The 20,437-nt window shown below is 70.9% G+C and carries 22 protein-coding genes; 13 read left to right on the top strand and 9 right to left on the bottom strand.

What is annotated here, in order from left to right; genetic code table 11:
- The first annotated feature begins 185 nt into the window (after positions 1 to 185).
- Entirely contained in the window at positions 186 to 1,826 is a 1,641-nt protein-coding gene (locus ACZ7GJ_RS02035; RefSeq protein WP_470748452.1) for an ABC-F family ATP-binding cassette domain-containing protein, read from the top strand.
- Positions 1,827 to 1,866: 40 nt separating this feature from the next.
- Here the strand turns inward: ACZ7GJ_RS02035 and ACZ7GJ_RS02030 are convergent, their stop codons facing one another.
- The gene (locus ACZ7GJ_RS02030) at positions 1,867 to 2,349 is read right to left on the bottom strand and encodes an ATP-binding protein (RefSeq protein ID WP_470748450.1); all 483 of its coding nucleotides are present in this window, start codon (positions 2,347 to 2,349) and stop codon (positions 1,867 to 1,869) included.
- A gap of 231 nt (positions 2,350 to 2,580) precedes the next feature.
- Here ACZ7GJ_RS02030 and ACZ7GJ_RS02025 point away from each other — a divergent pair, with 231 nt between their 5' ends.
- The 3 genes from ACZ7GJ_RS02025 (at position 2,581) to ACZ7GJ_RS02015 (ending at position 4,870) form a co-directional block, all read left to right on the top strand.
- Entirely contained in the window at positions 2,581 to 3,432 is an 852-nt protein-coding gene (locus ACZ7GJ_RS02025) for a helix-turn-helix domain-containing protein (RefSeq protein WP_470748448.1), read from the top strand.
- Positions 3,433 to 3,471: 39 nt separating this feature from the next.
- Positions 3,472 to 3,732 (top strand): hypothetical protein, encoded by a 261-nt coding sequence (locus ACZ7GJ_RS02020; protein WP_470748446.1) that lies wholly within the window; start codon positions 3,472 to 3,474, stop codon positions 3,730 to 3,732.
- Between the two features lie 166 nt (positions 3,733 to 3,898).
- Complete coding sequence (locus ACZ7GJ_RS02015; protein WP_470748444.1) at positions 3,899 to 4,870, top strand: acyl-ACP desaturase; 972 nt, start codon at positions 3,899 to 3,901, stop codon at positions 4,868 to 4,870.
- A gap of 77 nt (positions 4,871 to 4,947) precedes the next feature.
- On the opposite strand, the gene ACZ7GJ_RS02010 is transcribed toward ACZ7GJ_RS02015, so the two are convergent.
- From ACZ7GJ_RS02010 to ligD, 3 genes are all read right to left on the bottom strand, one after another.
- Positions 4,948 to 5,199: a WhiB family transcriptional regulator gene (locus tag ACZ7GJ_RS02010; protein ID WP_470748442.1), complete on the bottom strand. Its 252-nt coding sequence runs from the start codon at positions 5,197 to 5,199 to the stop codon at positions 4,948 to 4,950.
- Positions 5,200 to 5,451: 252 nt separating this feature from the next.
- Entirely contained in the window at positions 5,452 to 5,685 is a 234-nt protein-coding gene (locus ACZ7GJ_RS02005; RefSeq protein WP_470748440.1) for a trypsin-like serine protease, read from the bottom strand.
- A 260-nt stretch (positions 5,686 to 5,945) separates the two neighbouring features.
- Positions 5,946 to 6,965, bottom strand: a complete 1,020-nt coding sequence (gene ligD / locus ACZ7GJ_RS02000) for a non-homologous end-joining DNA ligase (RefSeq protein ID WP_470748438.1) — start codon at positions 6,963 to 6,965, stop codon at positions 5,946 to 5,948.
- A 75-nt stretch (positions 6,966 to 7,040) separates the two neighbouring features.
- Here ligD and ACZ7GJ_RS01995 point away from each other — a divergent pair, with 75 nt between their 5' ends.
- The 6 genes from ACZ7GJ_RS01995 (at position 7,041) to ACZ7GJ_RS01970 (ending at position 11,171) form a co-directional block, all read left to right on the top strand.
- Positions 7,041 to 8,111: an ATP-dependent DNA ligase gene (locus ACZ7GJ_RS01995; RefSeq protein ID WP_470748436.1), complete on the top strand. Its 1,071-nt coding sequence runs from the start codon at positions 7,041 to 7,043 to the stop codon at positions 8,109 to 8,111.
- A 109-nt stretch (positions 8,112 to 8,220) separates the two neighbouring features.
- Positions 8,221 to 8,412: a hypothetical protein gene (locus tag ACZ7GJ_RS01990; RefSeq protein WP_467944749.1), complete on the top strand. Its 192-nt coding sequence runs from the start codon at positions 8,221 to 8,223 to the stop codon at positions 8,410 to 8,412.
- Positions 8,399 to 8,920: a DUF6879 family protein gene (locus ACZ7GJ_RS01985; RefSeq protein ID WP_470748434.1), complete on the top strand. Its 522-nt coding sequence runs from the start codon at positions 8,399 to 8,401 to the stop codon at positions 8,918 to 8,920. Before ACZ7GJ_RS01990 ends, ACZ7GJ_RS01985 begins: the two co-directional genes overlap by 14 nt.
- On the top strand, positions 8,917 to 9,747 hold the full coding sequence (locus tag ACZ7GJ_RS01980; protein WP_470748432.1) for a helix-turn-helix domain-containing protein: 831 nt from the start codon (positions 8,917 to 8,919) through the stop codon (positions 9,745 to 9,747). Before ACZ7GJ_RS01985 ends, ACZ7GJ_RS01980 begins: the two co-directional genes overlap by 4 nt.
- Positions 9,748 to 9,848: 101 nt before the next feature.
- Positions 9,849 to 9,992 (top strand): hypothetical protein, encoded by a 144-nt coding sequence (locus ACZ7GJ_RS01975; protein ID WP_354383220.1) that lies wholly within the window; start codon positions 9,849 to 9,851, stop codon positions 9,990 to 9,992.
- A gap of 6 nt (positions 9,993 to 9,998) precedes the next feature.
- A complete protein-coding gene (locus tag ACZ7GJ_RS01970) occupies positions 9,999 to 11,171 on the top strand; it encodes a methyltransferase domain-containing protein (protein ID WP_470748430.1) in 1,173 nt (390 codons plus the stop codon).
- A 38-nt stretch (positions 11,172 to 11,209) separates the two neighbouring features.
- Here the strand turns inward: ACZ7GJ_RS01970 and ACZ7GJ_RS01965 are convergent, their stop codons facing one another.
- Positions 11,210 to 12,601: an NAD(P)/FAD-dependent oxidoreductase gene (locus ACZ7GJ_RS01965; protein ID WP_470748428.1), complete on the bottom strand. Its 1,392-nt coding sequence runs from the start codon at positions 12,599 to 12,601 to the stop codon at positions 11,210 to 11,212.
- Positions 12,602 to 12,708: 107 nt separating this feature from the next.
- Positions 12,709 to 13,689, bottom strand: a complete 981-nt coding sequence (locus ACZ7GJ_RS01960) for an NAD(P)/FAD-dependent oxidoreductase (protein ID WP_470748426.1) — start codon at positions 13,687 to 13,689, stop codon at positions 12,709 to 12,711.
- A 66-nt stretch (positions 13,690 to 13,755) separates the two neighbouring features.
- Here ACZ7GJ_RS01960 and ACZ7GJ_RS01955 point away from each other — a divergent pair, with 66 nt between their 5' ends.
- Both ACZ7GJ_RS01955 and ACZ7GJ_RS01950 read left to right on the top strand, forming a co-directional pair.
- A complete protein-coding gene (locus tag ACZ7GJ_RS01955; protein WP_470748424.1) occupies positions 13,756 to 14,415 on the top strand; it encodes a helix-turn-helix domain-containing protein in 660 nt (219 codons plus the stop codon).
- On the top strand, positions 14,412 to 14,933 hold the full coding sequence (locus tag ACZ7GJ_RS01950) for a nucleotide triphosphate diphosphatase NUDT15 (RefSeq protein ID WP_470748422.1): 522 nt from the start codon (positions 14,412 to 14,414) through the stop codon (positions 14,931 to 14,933). Before ACZ7GJ_RS01955 ends, ACZ7GJ_RS01950 begins: the two co-directional genes overlap by 4 nt.
- A gap of 24 nt (positions 14,934 to 14,957) precedes the next feature.
- Here ACZ7GJ_RS01950 and ACZ7GJ_RS01945 read toward each other — a convergent pair whose 3' ends face one another.
- From ACZ7GJ_RS01945 to ACZ7GJ_RS01935, 3 genes are all read right to left on the bottom strand, one after another.
- Positions 14,958 to 17,024: an MDR family MFS transporter gene (locus tag ACZ7GJ_RS01945; RefSeq protein WP_470748420.1), complete on the bottom strand. Its 2,067-nt coding sequence runs from the start codon at positions 17,022 to 17,024 to the stop codon at positions 14,958 to 14,960.
- A 72-nt stretch (positions 17,025 to 17,096) separates the two neighbouring features.
- Positions 17,097 to 18,446 carry a 6-phospho-beta-glucosidase gene (locus ACZ7GJ_RS01940; protein ID WP_470748418.1) on the bottom strand — a complete coding sequence of 450 codons (1,350 nt, stop codon included), beginning with the start codon at positions 18,444 to 18,446 and terminating at the stop codon, positions 17,097 to 17,099.
- 55 nt (positions 18,447 to 18,501) lie between these two features.
- Positions 18,502 to 19,371 (bottom strand): helix-turn-helix domain-containing protein, encoded by an 870-nt coding sequence (locus ACZ7GJ_RS01935; protein ID WP_470748416.1) that lies wholly within the window; start codon positions 19,369 to 19,371, stop codon positions 18,502 to 18,504.
- A gap of 335 nt (positions 19,372 to 19,706) precedes the next feature.
- On the opposite strand from ACZ7GJ_RS01935, the gene ACZ7GJ_RS01930 reads away from it, so the two are divergent.
- Entirely contained in the window at positions 19,707 to 20,375 is a 669-nt protein-coding gene (locus ACZ7GJ_RS01930; protein WP_365919022.1) for a helix-turn-helix domain-containing protein, read from the top strand.
- Positions 20,376 to 20,437 lie beyond the last annotated feature (62 nt).

Below are 20,437 nucleotides of genomic sequence, written 5' to 3'. Positions count from 1 at the left end.
TTCGTTTGCGGGCGGCTTCGGCCGCCCGTAACTTCGTAGGCGCCCCATTGCCGTCGAACGGAGTAGGACATTGCTCTTCTGAGGTCCGAGACACCGACCCCCGTCACCGCCTGACCACCGTCACCGTCTGACCGTCGGCTGTCTCCCCGCGTTGCACGCACCACTCACGCAACCTGGAGGCCTCCATGAGCCATGCTCCGACTTTCATCACCTGCTCCGCCCTGTCCTTCGACTGGCCCGACGGAACCCCCGTCTTCGACGGCTTCCAACTCGCCGTCGGCCCCGGCCGTACCGGCCTGATCGGACTCAACGGCTGCGGGAAATCCACCCTGCTGAGACTGCTCGCCGGTGAACTTCAGCCCTCCGAGGGCCAGTTGTCCATCGCCGGCACGGTCGGCTACCTCCCGCAGACCGTCACCCTCGACACCGCCCTGCGCGTGGACGAGGCGCTCGGCATCCACACCACCCGCGCCGCCCTGCACGCCATCGAGGCGGGCGAGGCCACCGAGGCGAACTTCGCCGCCGTGGGCGACGACTGGGACGTGGAGGAGCGGGCCCTGGCCACGCTCGACCAGCTCGGCCTCGCCCGGATCGGCCTGGACCGCACCGTCGGCGAACTGTCGGGCGGCGAGTGCGTACTGCTGCGGCTGGCCGCCCTGCTGCTGGCCCGGCCGGCCGTACTGCTGCTCGACGAGCCGACCAACAACCTCGACCTGCGCGCACGGCGCCGCCTGTACGCGGCGGTCGAGTCCTGGTCCGGGGTGATGGTCCTGGTCAGCCACGACCGGGAGCTGCTGGAGCGGGTCGACCAGATCGCCGACCTGCGCGACGGCGAAGTCCGTTGGTACGGCGGCAACTTCACGGACTACGAGGAGATGCTCGCCGCCGAGCAGGAGGCCGCCGAGCGGATGGTCCGGGTCGCGGAAGCCGACGTGGAGCGGCAGAAGCGCGAACTGTCCGACGCCCACGCCAAGTTGGCGCGGCGCAAGCGGTACGGCCAGAAGATGAACGACACCAAGCGCGAACCGAAGATCGTCATGGGCGCCCGCAAGCGCGCGGCGCAGGAGTCGGCCGGCAAGCACCGCATCATGCACACCGAGAAGCTGGCGCAGGCGAAGGAGCGGCTGGACCAGGCGGTGGACGCCGTACGGGACGACGCCGAGATCCGCATCAAACTGCCCGCCACCCAGGTCCCGCCGGGGCGGCGCGTGCTGACACTGGCGGATCTACGGCTGGCCCACGGGGCCGTGGTGCCGGGCGAGTGGGAGCTGCGGGGCCCGGAGCGGATCGCACTGGTGGGCGGCAACGGCTCGGGCAAGACCACCCTGCTGCGGACGATCGCGGGAGAACTCGCCGCGGAGTCCGGGGAGGCGGTGACGCACGTACCGACGCGGTACCTGCCGCAGCGCCTCGACGTACTGGACGACGACCGCTCGGTGGTGGAGAACGTGGCGCGGTTCGCCCCGCACGCCACGAACAACCTGATCCGGGCCCGGCTCGCGCACTTCCTGCTCCGGGGAGCCCGCGCGGACCGGCCGGCGGGCACGCTGTCGGGCGGCGAACGGTTCCGGGCGGCGCTGGCGGCGCTGCTGCTGGCCGAGCCGGCTCCGCAGCTGCTCATGCTGGACGAGCCGACGAACAACCTCGACCTGGCGAGCGTACGGCAGTTGACGGACGCGCTGGACTCGTACGAGGGGGCGCTCGTGGTGGCGAGCCACGACGTGCCGTTCCTTGAGTCGATCGGCATCACGCGATGGCTGCTGCTCGACGGCGAGTTGCGCCCGACGACGGCCGAGGAGGTCCGGGAGTCCCGGTGGCAGGGGTGATCCTGCAGGGCAAGGGTCAGGGGGTCAGGGGGTCAGGGGGTCAGGACAAGGGGAGCGGCAGGGGCAGCGGGAGTAAGGCCCAGGATTTCGTGCCGCCCGAGGGGGTGAGGACGGGGGTGAGCCCCCAGTCCCCGCCGCACGCCTCGACCGCCGCGGCGAGCAGCCACATCTCACGGCTGCGGCTGCGCCGGCACTCCTCGCTCGCATCGGGCGAGGAGTGCGCGGGGTGTTGGTCGTAGACGACGATCCGCAGTGCGTCGAACTGCCATCGGATCTTCAGCACCATCTCTTTGTCAGGTGTGAACCGGTGGGCGCAGGCGACGAGTTCCGAGGCGGCGAGGGCCGCCGTGTCGAGCAGGTCGCGCAGCCCGTGCCGGGTGAGCAGGGCCCGTACGGCGGAGCGGGCGCTGCCCGCGCAGTAGGCGCCGCCGGGCAGGCCTATGGAGTAGCGCAGCTTCTCCGCCTCGGGCGGGGCCTGCCGGAACTCGTGGACCGACCGCAGGCCACGGAGGGTGCCCGTCATCGTGCTGCTCCAAGTTCTGAAGGGGGCGGCGTGATCGAAAGCTTGTGATCAAACCCGCCTGTGGCCATACAAGGGCTCGGCGTCGCCCCGTGTGAGACTTGCACTACCGACCGTAGCGTAACCCGGTGCACAGTGCTACTACTTGTACGACCACTTGATGTTTTCTCATGGCATATCCGGCATCGATACGGGCAGCGCCACCTGTCCGCGGTCCGGAGGATAGGGGGATCCATGCCACCCAGGAGTACGCCGACCGCGCGGCAGCAGCGCCTCGGCTCCGAGCTGCGCAAGCTCCGCGAGCAGTCGGGAATGACGGTCCAGCAGGCCGCGGCGCTCCTGGGCGTCGACCGCACCCGGATCCCGAACATCGAGTCGGGCCGGATAGGCATCAGCGCCGAGCGCGTGCGCACCCTCGCCTTCAACTACGACTGCCCGGACCCGGGTCTGGTCGACCTGCTGGCCTCGATGGCGCAGGAGCGGGACAAGGGGTGGTGGGAGCAGCACCGGGGGATGCTGCCGCCCGCCCTCCTGGACATCTGCGAACTGGAGCACCACTCGGTCGAGTTGAACACCGCCGTGACCACGCACATACCCGGCCTGCTCCAGACCGAGGCGCACGCGCGGGCGGTCTTCGACACGGCCGACCCGCCGCTGCCGGAGCCGGATCTCCAGGCGCGCCTCGCGCTGCGGATGAACCGCCGGCAGATCTTCGCGCGCGAACGGCCGCCGCTGTACGGGGCGGTGGTGCACGAGGCCGCGCTGCGGATGCAGTTCGGCGGGCCGAAGGTGGCGCGGGCGCAGCTGGAGCACATATTGGAGGAGTCGGAGCGGGCGCGTACGACGGTGCGGGTCATCCCGTTCACCGCCGGGGGCTTCCCCGGCGCCGGGCAGTCCTTCACGTACGCCGCCGCTTCGATATGCCAGCTGGACACCGTGCAGCTCGACAGCTCGCACGGCTCGATGCTGCTGGACTCCCACATGAAGCTGATGCGCTACCGGGGGCTGCTGGAGCGGCTGCGCACGCTGGCACTGCCGGCCGCGGCCTCGCGCGATTTCATCCGCGCCATCGCCCAGACGCTCTGACCGGCCGACCGGATCCCGACGAGGAGACGAGAAGACTCCATGAACACGACGCCGACGAACACTCCCGTGGCGCCCGCCGCCCCCGCCACGCTCGCCGCCCCCTCGGCCGGCCCCGCCATCGCCTGGGGGGAGGCCTTCTGCAGCGAGGGGGCCAACTGTTTCCGCTTCGGGCGCGACGCCGAGGGCCGGGCGTACATCGGAACCACCGGTTCCGCGACGTACGTCACGGACTCGATCGACGCCTTCCGAGCCATGGTCTCGGCCGTCAAGGCGGGGGCGGCGGACCACCTGCTCGCGTGACTTTGGTCCCGGGTTGCCCAGTCAGAGCCGTCCTAAACTGCACAGATAACGGGATGTAGCCGGGCATACCCACGACTGGGGCTTGGCTGGCCTTGATGTCGCGCTTAACCTACGACTCCGTAGGCTACGGAACCGTAGGTAATTCGCTTTGCACCCAGGAGTACCCGTGACGATCACCTCTCCCCACCTCGGCAGCTCGGAGGCGTGGACCGACGCCAAGCTGCTGTACGCGCTGGAAGAGGTGGTCGAGAAGGAGCTCAACCGCCATTTGAAGGTCACCAAGGACTGGATGCCCCACGAGTACGTCCCGTGGAGCGACGGCCGGAACTTCCCGGGCTTCTTCGAGGACGGAGAGGCCTGGGACCCGGAGCAGTCCAAGGTCACCGACATCGGCAAGATCGCGCTGGTCGTGAACCTGCTGACCGAGGACAACCTCCCCAGCTACCACCACGAGATCGCCTCCCTCTTCGGCCGCAACGGCGCCTGGGGCACCTGGGTGCACCGCTGGACCGCCGAGGAGGGCCGCCACGGCATCGTGATGCGCGACTACCTGCTGGCTTCGCGCGCCGTGGACCCGGACAAGCTCGAAGCGTTCCGGATGCAGCACATGTCGGAGGGGTTCGAGTCCGACAACCGCCACTCGATGCTGCACTCGGTGGCGTACGTCGCGTTCCAGGAGCTCGCGACCCGCATCTCGCACCGCAACACCGGCCACCAGTCCGGTGACCCGGTCTGCGACCGGATGCTGGCGCGCATCGCGCAGGACGAGAACCTGCACATGGTCTTCTACCGCAACCTGCTGGGCGCCGCCTTCGAGCTCGCCCCGGACCTGACGATGCAGGCCGTGCGGGACGTCGTCGTGAACTTCCGGATGCCCGGACACGGCATGCCCGGGTTCGAGCGGATGGCCGCCCAGATGGCGATCGGCGGGGTCTACAACCTGCGGATCCACCACGACGACGTACTGAGCCCCGTGATCCGCTTCCTGAAGATCATGGAAATCGACGGCCTCGGCCCCGAGGGCCACAAGGCCCAGGAGGAGCTCGGGCTCTTCATGAACGGCCTGGACGGCGAGGCCCGCAAGTTCGACGAGCGCCTGGCCGCCCGCGCGGCGCGCATCGCGGCCCGCAAGGGCTGATCGGCACTACGACCCGAGCCCTGGCAGAGCACCGCCCTGCCAGGGCTTCGCGTTGTCCGGTCGATCCGCTCGTACGGTCAGCCGCGCGGCCGCAGGGCCAGGCGCTCGGCCTCCGAGAGGCCGCCCCAGACGCCGAAGCGCTCGTCGTTGGCCAGGGCGTACTCCAGGCACGCCGCCCGCCCCTCGCACGCCCCGCACAGCCGCTTCGCGTCGCGCAGCGACGAGCCGGGCTCGGGGAAGAAGAAGCCCGGGCCCGTCTGGGCGCACAGGGCGAGCTCGTACCAAGCGGTAGCGCTGGTGGCGGTGGCGGTAGTGGTGTTCATCGACATGCCGCAGAGCCTCGCGGCAACCGATGTACGTCCGATCAACGCCTGATCAACAACCCGCTCCACAGAGCGCAAAACCGTGCCCGCCGGCGTGTGGGCCGGCGGGCACGGTTGGTCAGCGACTCAAGGGCTCGGGGCCCGAGGGCTCGAAGACTCACACGACGGGTTCGAACTTCTCGTTCCCGGCGCCGGGAGTACAGTCGAACAGGATGATCGGCGTGAGGTTGCCCCAGGTCGGACCCGCACCCGAGACGTTCAGGCAGCGCCCCGCGTCGAGAGCGCCCCGGTACGGGTCTCGGCCGCATCGATGCCGAGGCAACCACCCTGCCAGAAGCGGCTGTTGATGCCGACCAGCTCGCCGGCCGCGTTCAGCAGCGGGCCGCCGGTGTCGCCCTTGCAGATCACGTCGGTGCCCTTGCCCGTGACGGTCAGGGTCGTGGCGTCGGTGGTGTTCGTGGTGAACGTGCCGGTGTGCGCCTTGCCCGGCACCCACTCGGTCTTGGTACGCCGAACCCGACCGCCGTCAGGTCGACGCCCGCGGCGGGCGCGGCCGCCGCGACCTTGACCGTCGCCACACCCGTGGCAGAGCGCGCGAGCAGTGGTCGTCAACGAGACCCGACGCTCGGGCATGACGACTGCTCAGAGTTTCCCCCCGGCCCCCGGACGACCGAAGCATCGGTGATCTCTCCGCGCGATGGTGCCGGGGAGCCGAAATTCACTGACCGCCGGATCTCACCAGGTGGCGGGGGTCAGTCCTCGTGCTTGGCGCGGCTCGGTTGGACGCGTTTGGGTTCGCCCGGCATTTTCGGGTAGTCCGGCGGGTAGGGCATGTCGCCCAGGCCGTGGTCGTGTTCGTGGCGGTCCGCCAGTTCCAGGGCGGCGTCGAGGGTGAAGGCGTGGTCGTCCATGTCCGCGTGGAGGTCGCCCAGTTCCGCGAAGCGCGCCGGCATCGTGACGATGTCGAAGTCGCGCGGCTCCGCGTCGTCCAGCTCGTCCCAGCGCAGCGGCGCCGAGACAGGGGCGTGCGGGCGCGGGCGGACGGAGTAGGCGGAGGCGATGGTGCGGTCGCGGGCCGTCTGGTTGTAGTCGACGAAGATCCGCTCGCCGCGCTCCTCCTTCCACCAGGCGGTGGTGACCTTCCCCGGCATCCTGCGCTCCAGCTCCCGGCCGATGGCGATGGCGCAGCGGCGGACCTCGGTGAAGGTCCAGCGCGGTGCGATCGGCACGAAGACGTGCAGCCCGCGTCCGCCCGAGGTCTTGGGCCAGCCCCGCAGTCCCAGCTCTTCGAGGAGTACGCGCAGTTCGTGCGCGGCTGCCACCGCGTCGTGGTAGTCGGTGCCCGGCTGTGGATCCAGGTCGATGCGCAGTTCGTCGGGCCGGTCGGTGTCGGTACGGCGCACGGGCCAGGGGTGGAAGGTGAGGCAGCCCAGGTTGGCCGCCCACAGGACGGCCGCCGGTTCGGTCGGGCAGATCTCGTCGGCCGTGCGACCGCTCGGGAAGGAGATGTGGGCGGTCGGGATCCAGTCGGGCAGGTTCTTCGGGGCCCGCTTCTGGAAGAAGGACTCGCCCTCCACCCCGTCGGGGAACCGCTCCAGCGTCGTGGGCCGGTTGCGCAGCGCGCGGGTGATGCCGTCCGCGACCGCGAGGTAGTACGCGGCGACGTCCCCCTTGGTGAGACCGCGCTCGGGGAAGTACACCTTGCCCGGGTTGGAGAGCCGTACGGCCCGTCCGCCCGCGTCCAGCTCGATCGCATTGCCCGCAGCACCCATGTGCGCCACGGTAGGCGGGCGCGGCCGGGTGCGCATACCGGGCGGGTCCGGACGTACCGTCGCAGAATCTGAAGCATGGACCTGCCGGTGATGCCGCCCGTGAAGCCGATGCTCGCCAAGTCCGTGTCCAAGATCCCGCCCGGCATGCAGTACGAGGCCAAGTGGGACGGCTTCCGGGCCATCGTCCACCGCGACGGCGACGAGATCGAGATCGGCAGCCGTACGGGCAAGACCCTGACCCGGTACTTCCCGGAGCTGGTGGCGGCCCTGAAGGAGAACCTGCCGGCCCGGTGCGTCATGGACGGCGAGATCGTCATCGTTCAGGGCGGGCGGCTCGACTTCGACCGCCTCACCGAGCGCATCCACCCCGCAGCGTCCCGCGTCCGCACACTCTCCGAGGCGACCCCCGCCAGCTTCGTCGCCTTCGATCTGCTCGCGCTCGGCGACGAGGCGCTCCTCGGCACCCCGCTCGCCGACCGCCGTACCGCGCTCGTCGATGCCCTTTCCACCGCTCGGCCCCCCGTTCACCTCGCGCCCGCGACCACCGACCCCGCGCTCGCGCAGGAGTGGTTCGAGCGATTCGAGGGCGCCGGGCTCGACGGGGTGATCGCCAAACCCCTCGATCTCCCCTACCGGCCCGATGCCCGTCTCATGTTCAAGATCAAGCACGAGCGTACGGCCGACGTCGTCATCGCGGGTTTCCGTTTCCACAAGAGCGGTCCGATTGTCGGATCGCTCCTGCTCGGGCTGTACGACGCCGACGGCACCCTCCAGCACGTGGGCGTCTGCGCCGCCTTCCCCATGAAGCGCCGGGCCGAACTGGTGGAGGAGCTCGAACCACTGCGGATGGCGGACCCCGCCGGGCACCCCTGGGCCGCCTGGGCCGAGGAGTCGGCCCACGAGGGCGCCAGGCTGCCCGGCGCGCAGAGCCGCTGGACCGGCAAGAAGGACCTCTCCTGGGTCCCGCTGCGCCCCGAGCGGGTCTGCGAGGTCGCCTACGACCACATGGAGGGCGACCGCTTCCGGCACACCGCGCAGTTCCGCCGCTGGCGCCCCGACCGGACCCCGGCAAGCTGCACCTACGCCCAGCTGGAGGAGGTAGTCGGCTACGACCTAGCCGAGGTCCTCGGCTGGAAGGACACGTAGACACGCCCGGTTTCCCGTTCCCTCAACCGTGATCGCTTGACCCCGGCCGCACGGGCTCGGGAACATCGAACGCGGCACTCCGTCGAACGGGAGAAGGGAACCGGACGCCATGAAGGTGACCAGGCTGATCAGCACCTGTGACCTCAAGGACTGCCCGACGATCTACGCGACCGACAGGGGCACGTTCCTCGTCCAGGGTGAGACGCCCACCGACCACGGACTCAAGATTCCCGCTCACGAAACCCTCGTGGAGATCCCCGTCGAGCTGATCAAGAAGGCCATCGCCGATGGCCTCATCTAGGACCCTCGGAGATCTCTTCGACGACTTCGAGCGCGAGGCGTTCCGCCTGGAGACCCTCGACGACTACAGCGGCTCGGGGAACGTGGACGCCTATCGGATGTTCCAGACTGGCCAGGAGCAGCCGGAAGGCTATAACGCCGGTTGGGTCAACGAGCTCCGGGACCTGACCACCGCGGGCAAGCGGGTGTACCGCGTGCACGTCCTCAGGCGCCCGCTCACGGAATACCTCCGTTTCGAACTGGGCTGGGGCTACCGGACCAACATGACCGGCGGGGAAGAGTTCTTCATCCTCGACGTGACGGACGCACCGAACCCTCTCGAAACCGCTCCGGACTTCTGGCTCTTCGACTCCAAGGACACAGCTGTCATGCGGTACGACGAAACCGGCGCGTATCTCGGGGCACACGTTCTGCCGCCGGACGAAGCCGCCGCTTACGTCACCTACCGAGAGACGGCACTCGCCCACGCGGAGCCGTTCACCGACTGGTGGGCCAAGTACGGCGAGTGAACAAGGCACAGCTCGGGCCCGCGCTGCGGGCACTGCGAGGGGCGTCCGGCAAGGAAGCCAAAGCGGTCGCCCGTAGCGCCCTCATGTCTCCGTCCAAGCTCTCCAAGATCGAGAACGCCAATCTCTTGCCGAGTGCGACGGACGTGGAGCGCATCCTCACGGCCATAGGTGTCTCTGACGCCATCAAGGCCGAGTACACGGAAGCGGCCCGTGCGGCGACCACGGAGGCCATCGCGTGGCGGCTCCTCAAGCGGGCCGGCATCCACAAGGGCCAGCTGGCGGCGAAGGCCCTGGAAGCTCAAATGGCGGTCCTGCGGCTGTTCCAGCCCGCCCTGGTACCCGGGCTGCTCCAGACACCCGAGTACATCCGCGCCGTCCTCCAGCGCCACGCCCTGGGGGAGGACGCGCTCACGCGGACGATCAGCGGCAGACTTGAGCGTCAGGCGGTGCTGTTCGACAGCACGAAGAAGTTCCGGTTCGTCATCACCGAACCCGTCCTTCGCTGGCGGATCGTCCCACCCCAGATGATGGCCGCGCAGCTCGACCGGATCGTCTCCATGTCCCGACTCGCACACGTGGACATCAGGATCGTGCCGCTGTCCGCCCCTCAATCGGACATCGCCAATCACGCCTTCGTCATCCGCGACGATCGCATGGTGACAGTTGAGAGCGTGCATGCCGAGATAGTCGTAACGGATCCACGCGACGTAGAAATGTACGTCCGGAAGTTCGAAGGGTTCGAGAAAGCGGCCTTGTCCGGCGATGAGATGCGGACCTTCCTAGACGGCATCCGAGACAGCTTTTTGACGGAACAGGAAACCGGCTAGGAACTGCCTCCGGTCCTGGTCAATATTGCTGCCGACGCGGCGAGGTGACGTACGACCCCGCCTCGACCCCCACACCATCCGGCGACAAGAGGAGACACTCGATGCCCAAGCACGGTGGCGGTACCGGAAGCGGTCAGGGCGGCAGCCAGCAGGATGACGGCAGCAGCGGACGCGGGCACGGCGGAGGCGGCACGGACACCGGCAGCGGTGGCAACTCCTCCGACGGCTCCGGCCCGAAGAAGTAGGGGTACATGACCGCGCGCAAAGAGGAGGCGGGCCCTACGGGGCTCGCCTCTGCGCTCGTTGTGTCGGGCGCATTGCAGACAGATTGGCTGGGGGCGTTCCACGCGGTCCCGCGTGAGCTGTTCGTCCCTGAGCGCATCTGGCCGGGCATCCCGGCCGGCACCCGCCAGGGCCGGGCCGTGGACTACCGCACCGACCCCGAAGGCTGGCTCAAGGCCGTCTACTCGGACATCCCTCTGACTACGCAGTGGGACGACGGCGAGCACGACGGCGACGACGTAGGGACAACGCCGAGTAGCTCCAACTCCAAGCCCGAAATGGTCTTCTCCATGCTCGGTGACTTGGACGTGCACGACGGCATGCGGGTGCTCGAAATCGGAACCGGTACCGGCTGGAACGCGGCTCTTCTCTCGCACAGGATCGGCGCCGAGAACGTCGTCTCAGTGGAGTTCGACCCCGAGGTAGCGAGGGGTGCGGCCGACCGGTTGGCGGACGCTGGTCTCTCTCCGACGACGGTCGTGGGTGACGGCCGGCTCGGGTACCCGAGTCGCGCTCCGTACGACCGGATCATCGCCACGTGCTCGATCGGTGATGTCCCGTACACATGGGTGGAGCAGACGGTTACCGGTGGGTTGATCGTCGCCCCCTGGGGTCCGGGTAACGGCGGTGAAGGTATCGCCCGGCTTGTCGTGACCGAGCCCGGTAGGGCTTCGGGACACTTCACGCGCCCCAGTGCGTTCATGCGCCTTCGGCAGCAGCGTCCCGACCGTGCACGCCATGAGGTGTATCTCCGGGGCGAGGAGTGGCCAGCTGACGGCATCCAGAGCAATACCCCCCTCTCCCCCGAAGACATCGACGGGTGGGCTACTCAGTTCGCCGTCAATCTCCGCGCGCCCGGGATGTTCTGGGCAGTGGAGCGGGACGACGAGGACGTGAACACCTACGTCCTGTGGCTGTACGGCGACGACCGACAGTCGTGGGCGTCCATCGACTACGAACCCGGGGCGCGCGACTACCTCGTAGTGCAGTCCGGTCCCCGGCGGCTCTGGGACGAGAGGGAAGCCGCCTACCGATGGTGGGAGGAGCAGGGTCGACCCGAGTTCGACCGCTTCGGTCTCACCGTGGGCCCTGAGGGTCAGACGGCATGGCTGGATGATCCTTCCCACCCCGTGTGCGCCTGACCCGAAGTTCCGACGCTGGCGGCCCGGCTCGGCGCGGGTCAGCCTGCCGTCAGTTTCTCCCACTGGCCGCGGTCCGGGCCCGCCGTGTTCGGGGCGTAGTCGGGGCGCGCCGCCAGCCACCGCGCCACCCGGGCCCGTACCTCCGGGTCCGCGTACGCACGCTCCGGCGGCTCGGCCAGGTGGCGCACCCGGGCGCGGGCCCGCATCACCTCCGGGTCCTCCAGCGCGCAGTCGAACAGCGCCGCCACATCGCGCGCCGTCCCCGTACGCACGGCCCGGGTCGCGAACCGCTCCCCGATGGCCGCGTCGGCGACGACCTGGAAGTCGAACCACGGCTTCAGCGTGCGCACGGCCCACGCGTGGTAGTCGGCGGCGAAGGTCAGCGATCCCGGGTCCCGGTGCGCCGTACGGGCCACCCGGAGCGCGGCCCACAGCGCGAGCGAAGTACCCTGCCCCAACGTCGGGTTGGTGTGGGTGATGGCGTCACCGACGGGGATCAGCCCGGCCGCCACCGGCCCCTGCTCGTCGACGTACGGGCTCCACCGGTTGTCGAGGCTCGCGGTGGCCAGGACCTCCGAGAGCGGCTCGATCCCCGGCACCAGCCAGGCCGCACCGGGCGGGAAGGCCCGCGCGGCGGCTTCGAACACGGCCGGATCGCGCAACGCCGACCGGGTGGTGTCCTCGGTGTGCACGAAGAGGGTGACGGCGAACAGCCGGTTGTCGGCCGGGAAGACGGCGCACCCGGCGAAGCTGCCGCCCGTCACCGCCCAGGGCCGGCGCGGCCCCTCCTCCTGCCCCTCGGGCAGCCGGTACCAGCGGCAGAAGTACGCGAGCCCCGTGCGGTGCCGCTCCACGAGGGCGGGCCGGCAGCCCGCCGCGGCGAGCCGGTGCTCGGCGCCGCCGCGCCGGCCGCCCGCGTCGACGACGAGGTCGCCCTCGTACGCACCTGCCCCGGTGGTCACTCCCGTCACACGGATCCCGGAGGTGTCCTGGACCGAGGTCAGCCCGGTGACCGGCTCCCCGTACCGCGCCACGACGCCCGGTTCGGCGCGCAGCGCGGTGGCCAGGGCGCTCTCCAGCACGATGCGCCGGGCCTGCAGCATGACCAGGTCCTCGTCCCCGGGCCGCGCGGGCGGTCGTACGTCGAACCAGTCCAGCTCGTGCCGCTCGCGGGCGCCGAGCCGGAGCATCTGCGCGTACACGTCGGGCAGTTCGTCGCGCAGTACGTTGCGTGCGGCGCCGAGCAGCGCGTGCGGCTGGGTCGCCTGCGGTACGGTCGGCCGGCGCCAGCCGAAGAAGTCGCGGTCGAGCGCGGTGCCGGGGGCCCGGGTTTCCCGTTCGAAGAGCTCGACGCCGTGTCCGGCGCGTGCCGCGAGCAGCGCGGTGGCCTGCCCTCCGATGCCCCCGCCGATGACCAGCACATGTGCCACTGCGCCCCCTGAAGCCGACGAACCCGTGGAAGGCCGATGCGCCGTATGACGATCAGACCGCCCAGAGCCTGCGCGGCCGGACCCTGGCCGAAACCCGCACACCAGTCCTATGCGGTCCGGTACTCCCGCAGCGCCAGCCCCGTCTCCTCCTCCACCAGGTCGGCGTTGACGGCCGCCGCCACCTGTACGCCCTGCGCCGCCGCGCCCGCGACCTGCTGCACCGGGGAGCCGACGTTCCCCGCGACCCACACCCCCGGGAGCGCGGTCGCACCCGTCGCGGGGTCGGCGTCGGCGCAGGTGCCGATCACATGGCCGTCCCGCTCCAGGGTGGCGACCGGCAGCCCCAGGCCGGTCAGGACGCCGGCGCGGGCGGTGAACCTCGGGGCCACCACGAGCGCCCGGCACTCCACCGTCCCGCCGTCGGCCAGGCTCACCCCGACCAGCCGGTCCTCGGCCACGGCCAGGCCGGTGACCTCGCCCTCCACCACCGCGATGCCCCGGGCCGCCAGCGGCTCCCGCTCCTCCGCGGTGAGGTGCCACGTGTGGGACAGGAGCGTCACATGTCCGCTCCACTGCCGCCAGAGCTGCGCCTGGTGCAGGGCGAGGGGCCCGGTGGCCAGTACCGCCAGCGGCTGGTCCCGTACCTCCCAGCCGTGGCAGTACGGGCAGTGCAGCACGTCCCGTCCCCAGCGGGCCGCCAGCCCCGGTACGGCGGGCAGCTCGTCCACCAGGCCGGTCGCGACCAGCAACCGCCGCGCGCGCACCGCGCGGCCGTCCGCGCAGCGGACCAGGAACTCCCCGTCGGGCAGCCGGTCCGCGGCGACGACCACGCCGGACCGGACCTCCCCGCCGTACCCGGCCACCTCCGCCCGCCCCCTGGCCAGCAGCTCGGCGGGGCTCGCCCCGTCGTGGCCGAGGTAGCCGTGCATGTGCGCGGCGGGGGCGTTGCGCGGGCTGCCGGAGTCGATCACCAGCACGGAACGGCGGGCCCGGGCCAGCGTCAGCGCCCCGGCCAGGCCGGCGGCCCCGCCGCCCACGACGACCACGTCGAACCGTTCTTCCATCACCATCACCTTCACCTTGTCCATAACGGCGAGGGTGTGCCCGAGAGTGCCCGCTTGACAAATGGTGTTGCCAAACCGGCAAATGGAACCATGGCCACGGAAGAGCGGGGACAAGAACCGGAACGAGCGCCGGAACGCGGGCGCGACGACGAAGAGCTCGCCGGCGTGCTCACCGCCGTGGGCCCCCGGCTGCGCGCGCTGCGCCAGGAGCGCGGCACCACGCTGGCCCAGCTCTCCGAGGTGACCGGGATCTCACTCTCCACCCTCTCCCGGCTGGAGTCCGGCCGGCGCAAGCCGACCCTGGAGCTGCTGCTGCCGCTGGCCCGGGCCCACCGGGTGGCGCTCGACGAGCTGGTCGGCGCCCCCGAGACCGGCGATCCGCGGATCCGCCCGCGGCCCTTCGTACGGCACGGCGACACGTACGTACCGCTGACCCGGAACTTCGGCGGGGTGCAGGCCTTCAAGCAGATCCTCCCGCCGCGCGACGCCGCGCAACCCCTCCCGGAACTGCGCGTCCACGAGGGCTACGAGTGGCTGTACGTGCTCTCCGGGCGGGTCCGGCTGCTGCTGGGCGCGCACGACCTGGTCCTCACCCCCGGCGAGGCGGCCGAGTTCGACACCCACACCCCGCACGCCTTCTTCAACGCGGGCCCGCAGCCCGCCGAGTTCCTCAGCCTTTTCGGCCCGCAGGGCGAGCGGATGCACGTCCGCGCCCGCCCCTCCACCCCCTCCTCGGAAGGACGCTCATGAACTCCCCCGCCGCCCGGCAGCGCTCCGTCCCCGAGCCCAACGCCGTGGTCGGCGTCGGCCTGGTCGTCGTCGGCGCCGACGGCCGCATCCTGCTCGGCCAGGCGCACGACGGCCGCTGGGAGCTGCCCGGCGGCAAGGTCGACCCCGGGGAGGGCTTCGAGCAGGCCGCGGCGCGCGAGCTGGCCGAGGAGACGGACCTGCGGGCGGCCCCGGAGGGCATCCGGATCCTGTCCGTGCGCATCGACGCGCAGTCCGGGGTGACCAGGCTGACGGCGGCCGCCGTCACCGAAGCCGCCGAGGGCACCCCGACCGTCACCGAGCCCCACAAGATCGCCCGCTGGCAGTGGTTCGCCCCGGACGCGATCCCCGACGCGCTCTACGCCCCCTCCGCGGGGGTCATCCGCGCCTGGCGCCCGGACTGGCGCCCCGAACCGGCGCCCAGCCTTCCGGACGGCCTCCCGACCGGGAGCCCGGCCACCCTCCCGACCACGCCCCCATACGACTATCCGACCGTCTGACGGGCACAGCCGCCGGCCCGGACCCTACCGCCGGCCCGCCGCCGCCCGTGGCGCGAAGTTGCCCTCCCCCAGGTCCTCGGCCAGCAGCCGCTTCGCGATCGCGTCCGCCGCCACCCGCAGCTCCGCGCTGCGCGGCCGGCCCCGATCCTTCTCCAGCTGGTCCCCGAGCCACTGGGCCCACGCGCCCGAGATGACGGCCGCCTCCCGCTCCCCCGCCGGGGTGTGCGCGAAGTAGCCGTTCTCCCGCGTCAGGTACCCCTCCTCCACCATCCGGTCGAAGACCGGCACCAGCACCTCCGGCGGCAGCGACCGCCGCGACGCGATCAGCCCCAGGCTGGCATGGCCGACCGTCCGGGTCAGCAGGTCCACCTGCATCACCGCCCACGCCCCCGCCATGTCGAGCCGCGTGTCGGAGGCGTCCACGATGCCCCGGGCGGTCTCCGGCCCCATGCTCCGTACGAGCTTGCCGACCGCCAGCTCCAGCAGCTTCGCCGAGTCCCCCGAAGCGGTGGCGGGCGAGGCGAATCCGTCGCCCATGTCGGTGGAGCCGGCCCGGGCACTGTCGCGCAGCTTGACCTGCTTGAGGAAGAGCGCGACGACGAAGCCCGCCAGCGCCACCGGCACGGTCCACAGGAACACGGTCTGCAAGGTGTCCGCGTACGCGGCGATCACCGGGGCGGCCGCCTGCGGGTCGAGTCCGCGCACCCCCTGCGGGCTCTGTGCGGCCGCGCCGAGCTGCGCCGGATCCTGCCCGGTGGCCCGGGCGGCCTCGCCCACCGCCGTCTTGAGCGCGGGAGTCAGGGTGTTGGCGTAGATCGTCCCGAAGACCGCGGTCCCGAAGGAGCTGCCGAGCGTACGGAAGAAGGTGACGCCGGAGGTGGCCGTGCCGAGGTCGGCGTAGTCGACGGTGTTCTGCACGGCGATGGTCAGCACCTGCATGCACAGGCCGATGCCGACGCCGAGGACGAACATGTACAGGGATTCCAGCCAGGCGTTGGTCCCGGGCCCCATCAGCGACAGCAGGTACAGCCCGAGGCCCATCACCGCGCTGCCGGCGATCGGGAAGATCCGGTAGCGGCCGGTCTTGCTGGTGACGTTGCCGCTGAAGACGGAGGCGATCAGCAGCCCGATGACCATCGGCAGCGTCCGCACGCCCGACACGGTGGCCGAATCCCCGTCGACGTACTGCAAGTAGGTCGGCAGGAAGGTCATCGCGCCGAGCATCGCGAAGCCGACGACGAAGCTCAGCACCGAGCAGACCGTGAAGACGGGGTTGCGGAACAGCCGCATCGGCAGCATCGGCTCGGCGGCCCGGATCTCGGCCAGGCAGAACAGCGCCAGGGCCAGCGCGCCGCCCGCGAAGAGGCCGATGATCGTGCCCGAGGTCCAGGCGTACTCGTTGCCGCCCCAGCTCGTGGCCAGGATCAGGGCGCTGGAGCCGATCGCGATGAGGGCGATGCCGAGGTAGTCGATGACGGGTCGGCCGGCGGCCCGTACCGAGGGGATCGTGCGCGCGGCCGCGACGACCACCAGGACGGCGATGGGCACGTTGACGTAGAAGCACCAGCGCCAGGACAGGTTGTCGGTGAACAGCCCGCCCAGCAGCGGCCCGATGACGGTGGAGACTCCGAAGACGGCGCCGATCGCGCCCTGGTACTTGCCCCGTTCGCGCAGCGGCACCACATCGGCGATCAGCGCCATGGAGGTGACCATCAGTCCGCCCGCGCCGATGCCCTGCACGCCCCGCCACAGGATGAGGAAGGTCATGTTGCCCGCGAGGCCGCACAGGAAGGAGCCGGTGACGAAGACGACCGCGGAGATCTGGAAGATCACTTTCCGGCCGAACATGTCACCGAACTTGCCCACCAGCACCGTCGCGACGGTCTCCGCCAGCAGATAGGAGGTGACCACCCACGACATGTGGTCGCCGCCGCCGAGGTCCGCCACGATCGTGGGCAGGGCCGTGCCCACGATCGTCTGGTCGAGGGCGGCCAGCAGGACGCCCAGCATGATCGTCCCGAAGATGACGTTGCGCCGCCGCCGGTCGAGCACGGGGGGCGCCGGGAGCGCTGTGGCGGGGGCAGTGGTCACACCTCGCACTCTCACAGCGCTCCCGGCCGGGCGCACCCGGCTCGGGGCCGTACGGGTGAACCCCGGGTCGGATCAGCCCAGGTGGGCGAGGCCCGGGTGCTCCGCCGCGTAGCCGTCGAGCAGCCGCCGGGCCACCGCCACCGAGTCCACCAGCGGGTGCAGCGCGAAGGCCTTGACCGCGTCCGCCCGGGAACCGCTCGCCGCGGCGGCCAGTACCTCGCGCTCGACCGCCTTGACCGAGGTCACCAGTCCCGTCGCGTGCAGCGGCAGCGGGGCGACGGCCACCGGGTGGGCCCCGTTGGCGTCGACGAGGCACGGGACCTCGATGACCGCCTGCGCGTCGAGCGCCGAGAGCGTGCCGCGGTTGCGGACGTTGAGGATCAGCGTCGCCCGCTCGTCCCGGGCGATGGCCCGCATCAGCGCCAGGGCGACCTTCTCGTAGCCGCCGGACTCCAGGTCGCTCTCGTCGCGCTCGCCGACGCCCGCCGCCTCGCGGTTCTCGGCCATGTACGTGGCTTCGCGCTCGGCCCGGGTCCGGTCCCAGGCGGCCAGCGCCTCCCCGGGACGCTGCCCGGCGCGGCCCGCCTGGGCGTAGAAGCCGCGCTGCTGGTCGCGCAGGAAGGCGCCGCGGGTCTGCTTGGCCTCCTGGTAGGCCCGTACCGTGTCACGGTTGAAGTAGTAGTAGTGCAGGTACTCGTTGGGGATCGCGCCGATCGAGCGCAGCCAGTCGGCCCCGAAGAGCCGGCCCTCCTCGAAGGACTCCAAGGCCTCGGTATCGGCCAGCAGCCGCGGCAGCTCGTCGCGGCCGCCGATGTGCAGCCCGCGCACCCAGCCCAGGTGGTTGAGGCCGACGTAGTCGATCCAGGCCTCTTCCGGCCGGGCACCCAGCAGCCGGGCGATCCGACGCCCGAGCCCCACCGGCGAGTCACAGATCCCGATCACCCGGTCCCCGAGCGCCTCGGCCATCGCCTCGGTGACCACACCGGCCGGGTTGGTGAAGTTGATGACCCAGGCCTCGGGTGCGATGCGGGCGATCCTGCGGGCGATCTCCCGGGCCACCGGCACGGTCCGCAGGCCGTACGCGATCCCGCCCGCGCCCACCGTCTCCTGGCCCAGCACTCCCTCGGCCAGAGCGATCCGCTCGTCGGCGGCGCGCCCGTCCAGCCCGCCGACACGAATGGCCGAAAAGACGAAGTCCGCTCCGCGCAGGGCCTCGTCGAGGTCCGCGGTGGCGGTGACGGCGGGTGCGTCCGGCACGCCGGCGGCCTGGTCCGCGAGCACCCGGGCCATGGCGCCCAGCCGCCCGGGGTCCTCGTCGTACAGGGTCACCTGCGACACCCTGCCCTCGGCGTGGTCGCCGAGCAGTGCTCCGTAGACGAGCGGTACCCGGAATCCGCCCCCGCCGAGGATCGTCAGCCGCACGCCCTTACCGCCCTTCGCAGTGCCACGTTTCGTGACACCAGTGTCCCCCGCCGGGTCATTCCCCCAGCGGCGGCACGGCGCGCAGCCTCGGTCCCTGGAGCTGCGGTACGCCGCCGCCCCGGACCGGACCGGTCGGCGCACCCTGCGGCGCCGAGAGGATCAGGGTGATCCGGGTGAGTCCCATCGAGTCGAGCATGCGGCTGGATTCGGCCACCATCCGGCAGCGCACCAGTCCCCAACCCGGGTCGGGATGGCGCACGGTGCGCACCGCGCCGTCCTGCTCGGCGGCGTCGGCCCCGTGCGTGGTCAGCCAGTGCGGCACGCCGTACCGGTAGGCCGCCTCCATGAAGGGATCGCGGGCCACCTCCTGACGGATGCTGCGCAGCCCCTCGTCTTCCGGGGCGGCCTCCAGCGCGGTCGCGAAGCGGGCCAACAGCGGTACGCACCAGGCCGGTTCGTGGTCCTCCAGCACGGCCGCGGCGTCCGGGTGGAACAGCACGAAGCGCAGGAAGTTGTCGTCCGGCAGGGCGGTCGGGTGCGGACGCACCGACTGGAACAGCCGGTCGAAGGCCGAGTTGGTGAGGGCCACGTCCCAACGGTGGTCCACCAGGAAACTCGGGTAGGGCACGGCCTCCATCAGGGCCGCGTAGTCACACAGGTAGTCACGCTGGGCCGGGTCCTCGGGCAGCCGGTTCTCCTCGGCCGCGCGCCAGGTGGGCGGCGGGTCGCGGTCGACCATGACCCGGAAGAGCCAGAAGCGCTGCCGCTCGCTCATCTCCAAGGCCTCGGCCAGGGCGAGCAGTTTGCGGTCCGTCCACTCCTTGACCAGGCCGCGTTCCCAGTTTCCGTACGCACGCACGCTGATCCGCAGCCGTGCCGCCAGGTCCTCCTGGCTCAGCCCCAGCTCTTCCCGGCGTTGGCGCAAAATCTCCTTGCGTCGCTCTGACCGCACGGCGCCGCGTGCGGACTCATCGCCCGCCAGGCGCTCCTCACCGGCTCGGGCGAGGCCATCGGACGGGCCCACCGCTGCGAGATGTGGCACCGAGAGCTCCCCCTCCTCACGGTCTGGATCTTCATTTCCGTGTGGCGATCCTGCTACCGACTTCATTCGAGTGTCAACTATTGTGGCAATTCCAGCCTCTTGACAGCTCATTCCCGCCACAGCTGTGGCAAGTTCTAGCCCTCCGCAGCGTAAGCGGCTAGATTCCAGGAGCCGACCATGTGCCCGTACCGACCTCGCGCGATCTAGGAGAACCACTGGTGACAGACGGCTTCCCGGCTCCCGTCGCGGTGGCCAACGCGCCCCTGGCAGCCACCGTCACGCGCGTCGCCGAACTCGCGGGCAAAATGGGCCGCGACCTGAACCAGGTCTTCGACCTGCGCCGGCTCTCCGAGGCCTCCGGCGTCCCCGCGGACGTGGTCAGGACCCTGCTGGACGGCCGGCCCGCCGGTGAACCCGATCTCCAGGCCCGCTTCCTCCAGCGCCTCGACCTGCTGCGCCGCACCCGGGTCAAGTCCAACGGACGCCGGTACACGCAGCAGGAGATCGCGGACGGCGCCGCCATGTCCCGGCAGCAGGCCGGGGCCCTGATCAACGGGGACCGGCGGCCCACCATGGAGCACTGTGACGCCATCCAGCGCTTCTTCGGCGTCCACGCGGGCTTCCTCACCGCCCACGACGCCGACGCCCTCACCGACGCGCTCCAGCGGACCGAGCAGCAACTGCTCCAGGACTTCGCCGGAAGAGCGCGCGAAACCGTACCGGCCGCGGCCGCTTCGGCGGGCGATCCGCTGGCAAGACTTCTCCAGAACCACGGCGTACGCGGCATCGCCTGGCGAGCCGCCCAACTGCCCAGCGACAAGCACCGGGACAAGGTGACCGAATGGCTGGACATGCTTCTCGAAAGCGTAAAACCGAACGAGTCCTGACCCAGTCGAAAGTCTGGGTCTGATCCTTAGAGTCCTGATCCGGATCCGCGCCGACGGGGAGA

The sequence above is a fragment of the Streptomyces sp. NPDC037242 genome (assembly GCF_055604165.1).
The sequence above is the reverse complement of the archived record's forward strand: the minus strand, read 5'-3'. Positions and strand labels throughout refer to the sequence as shown.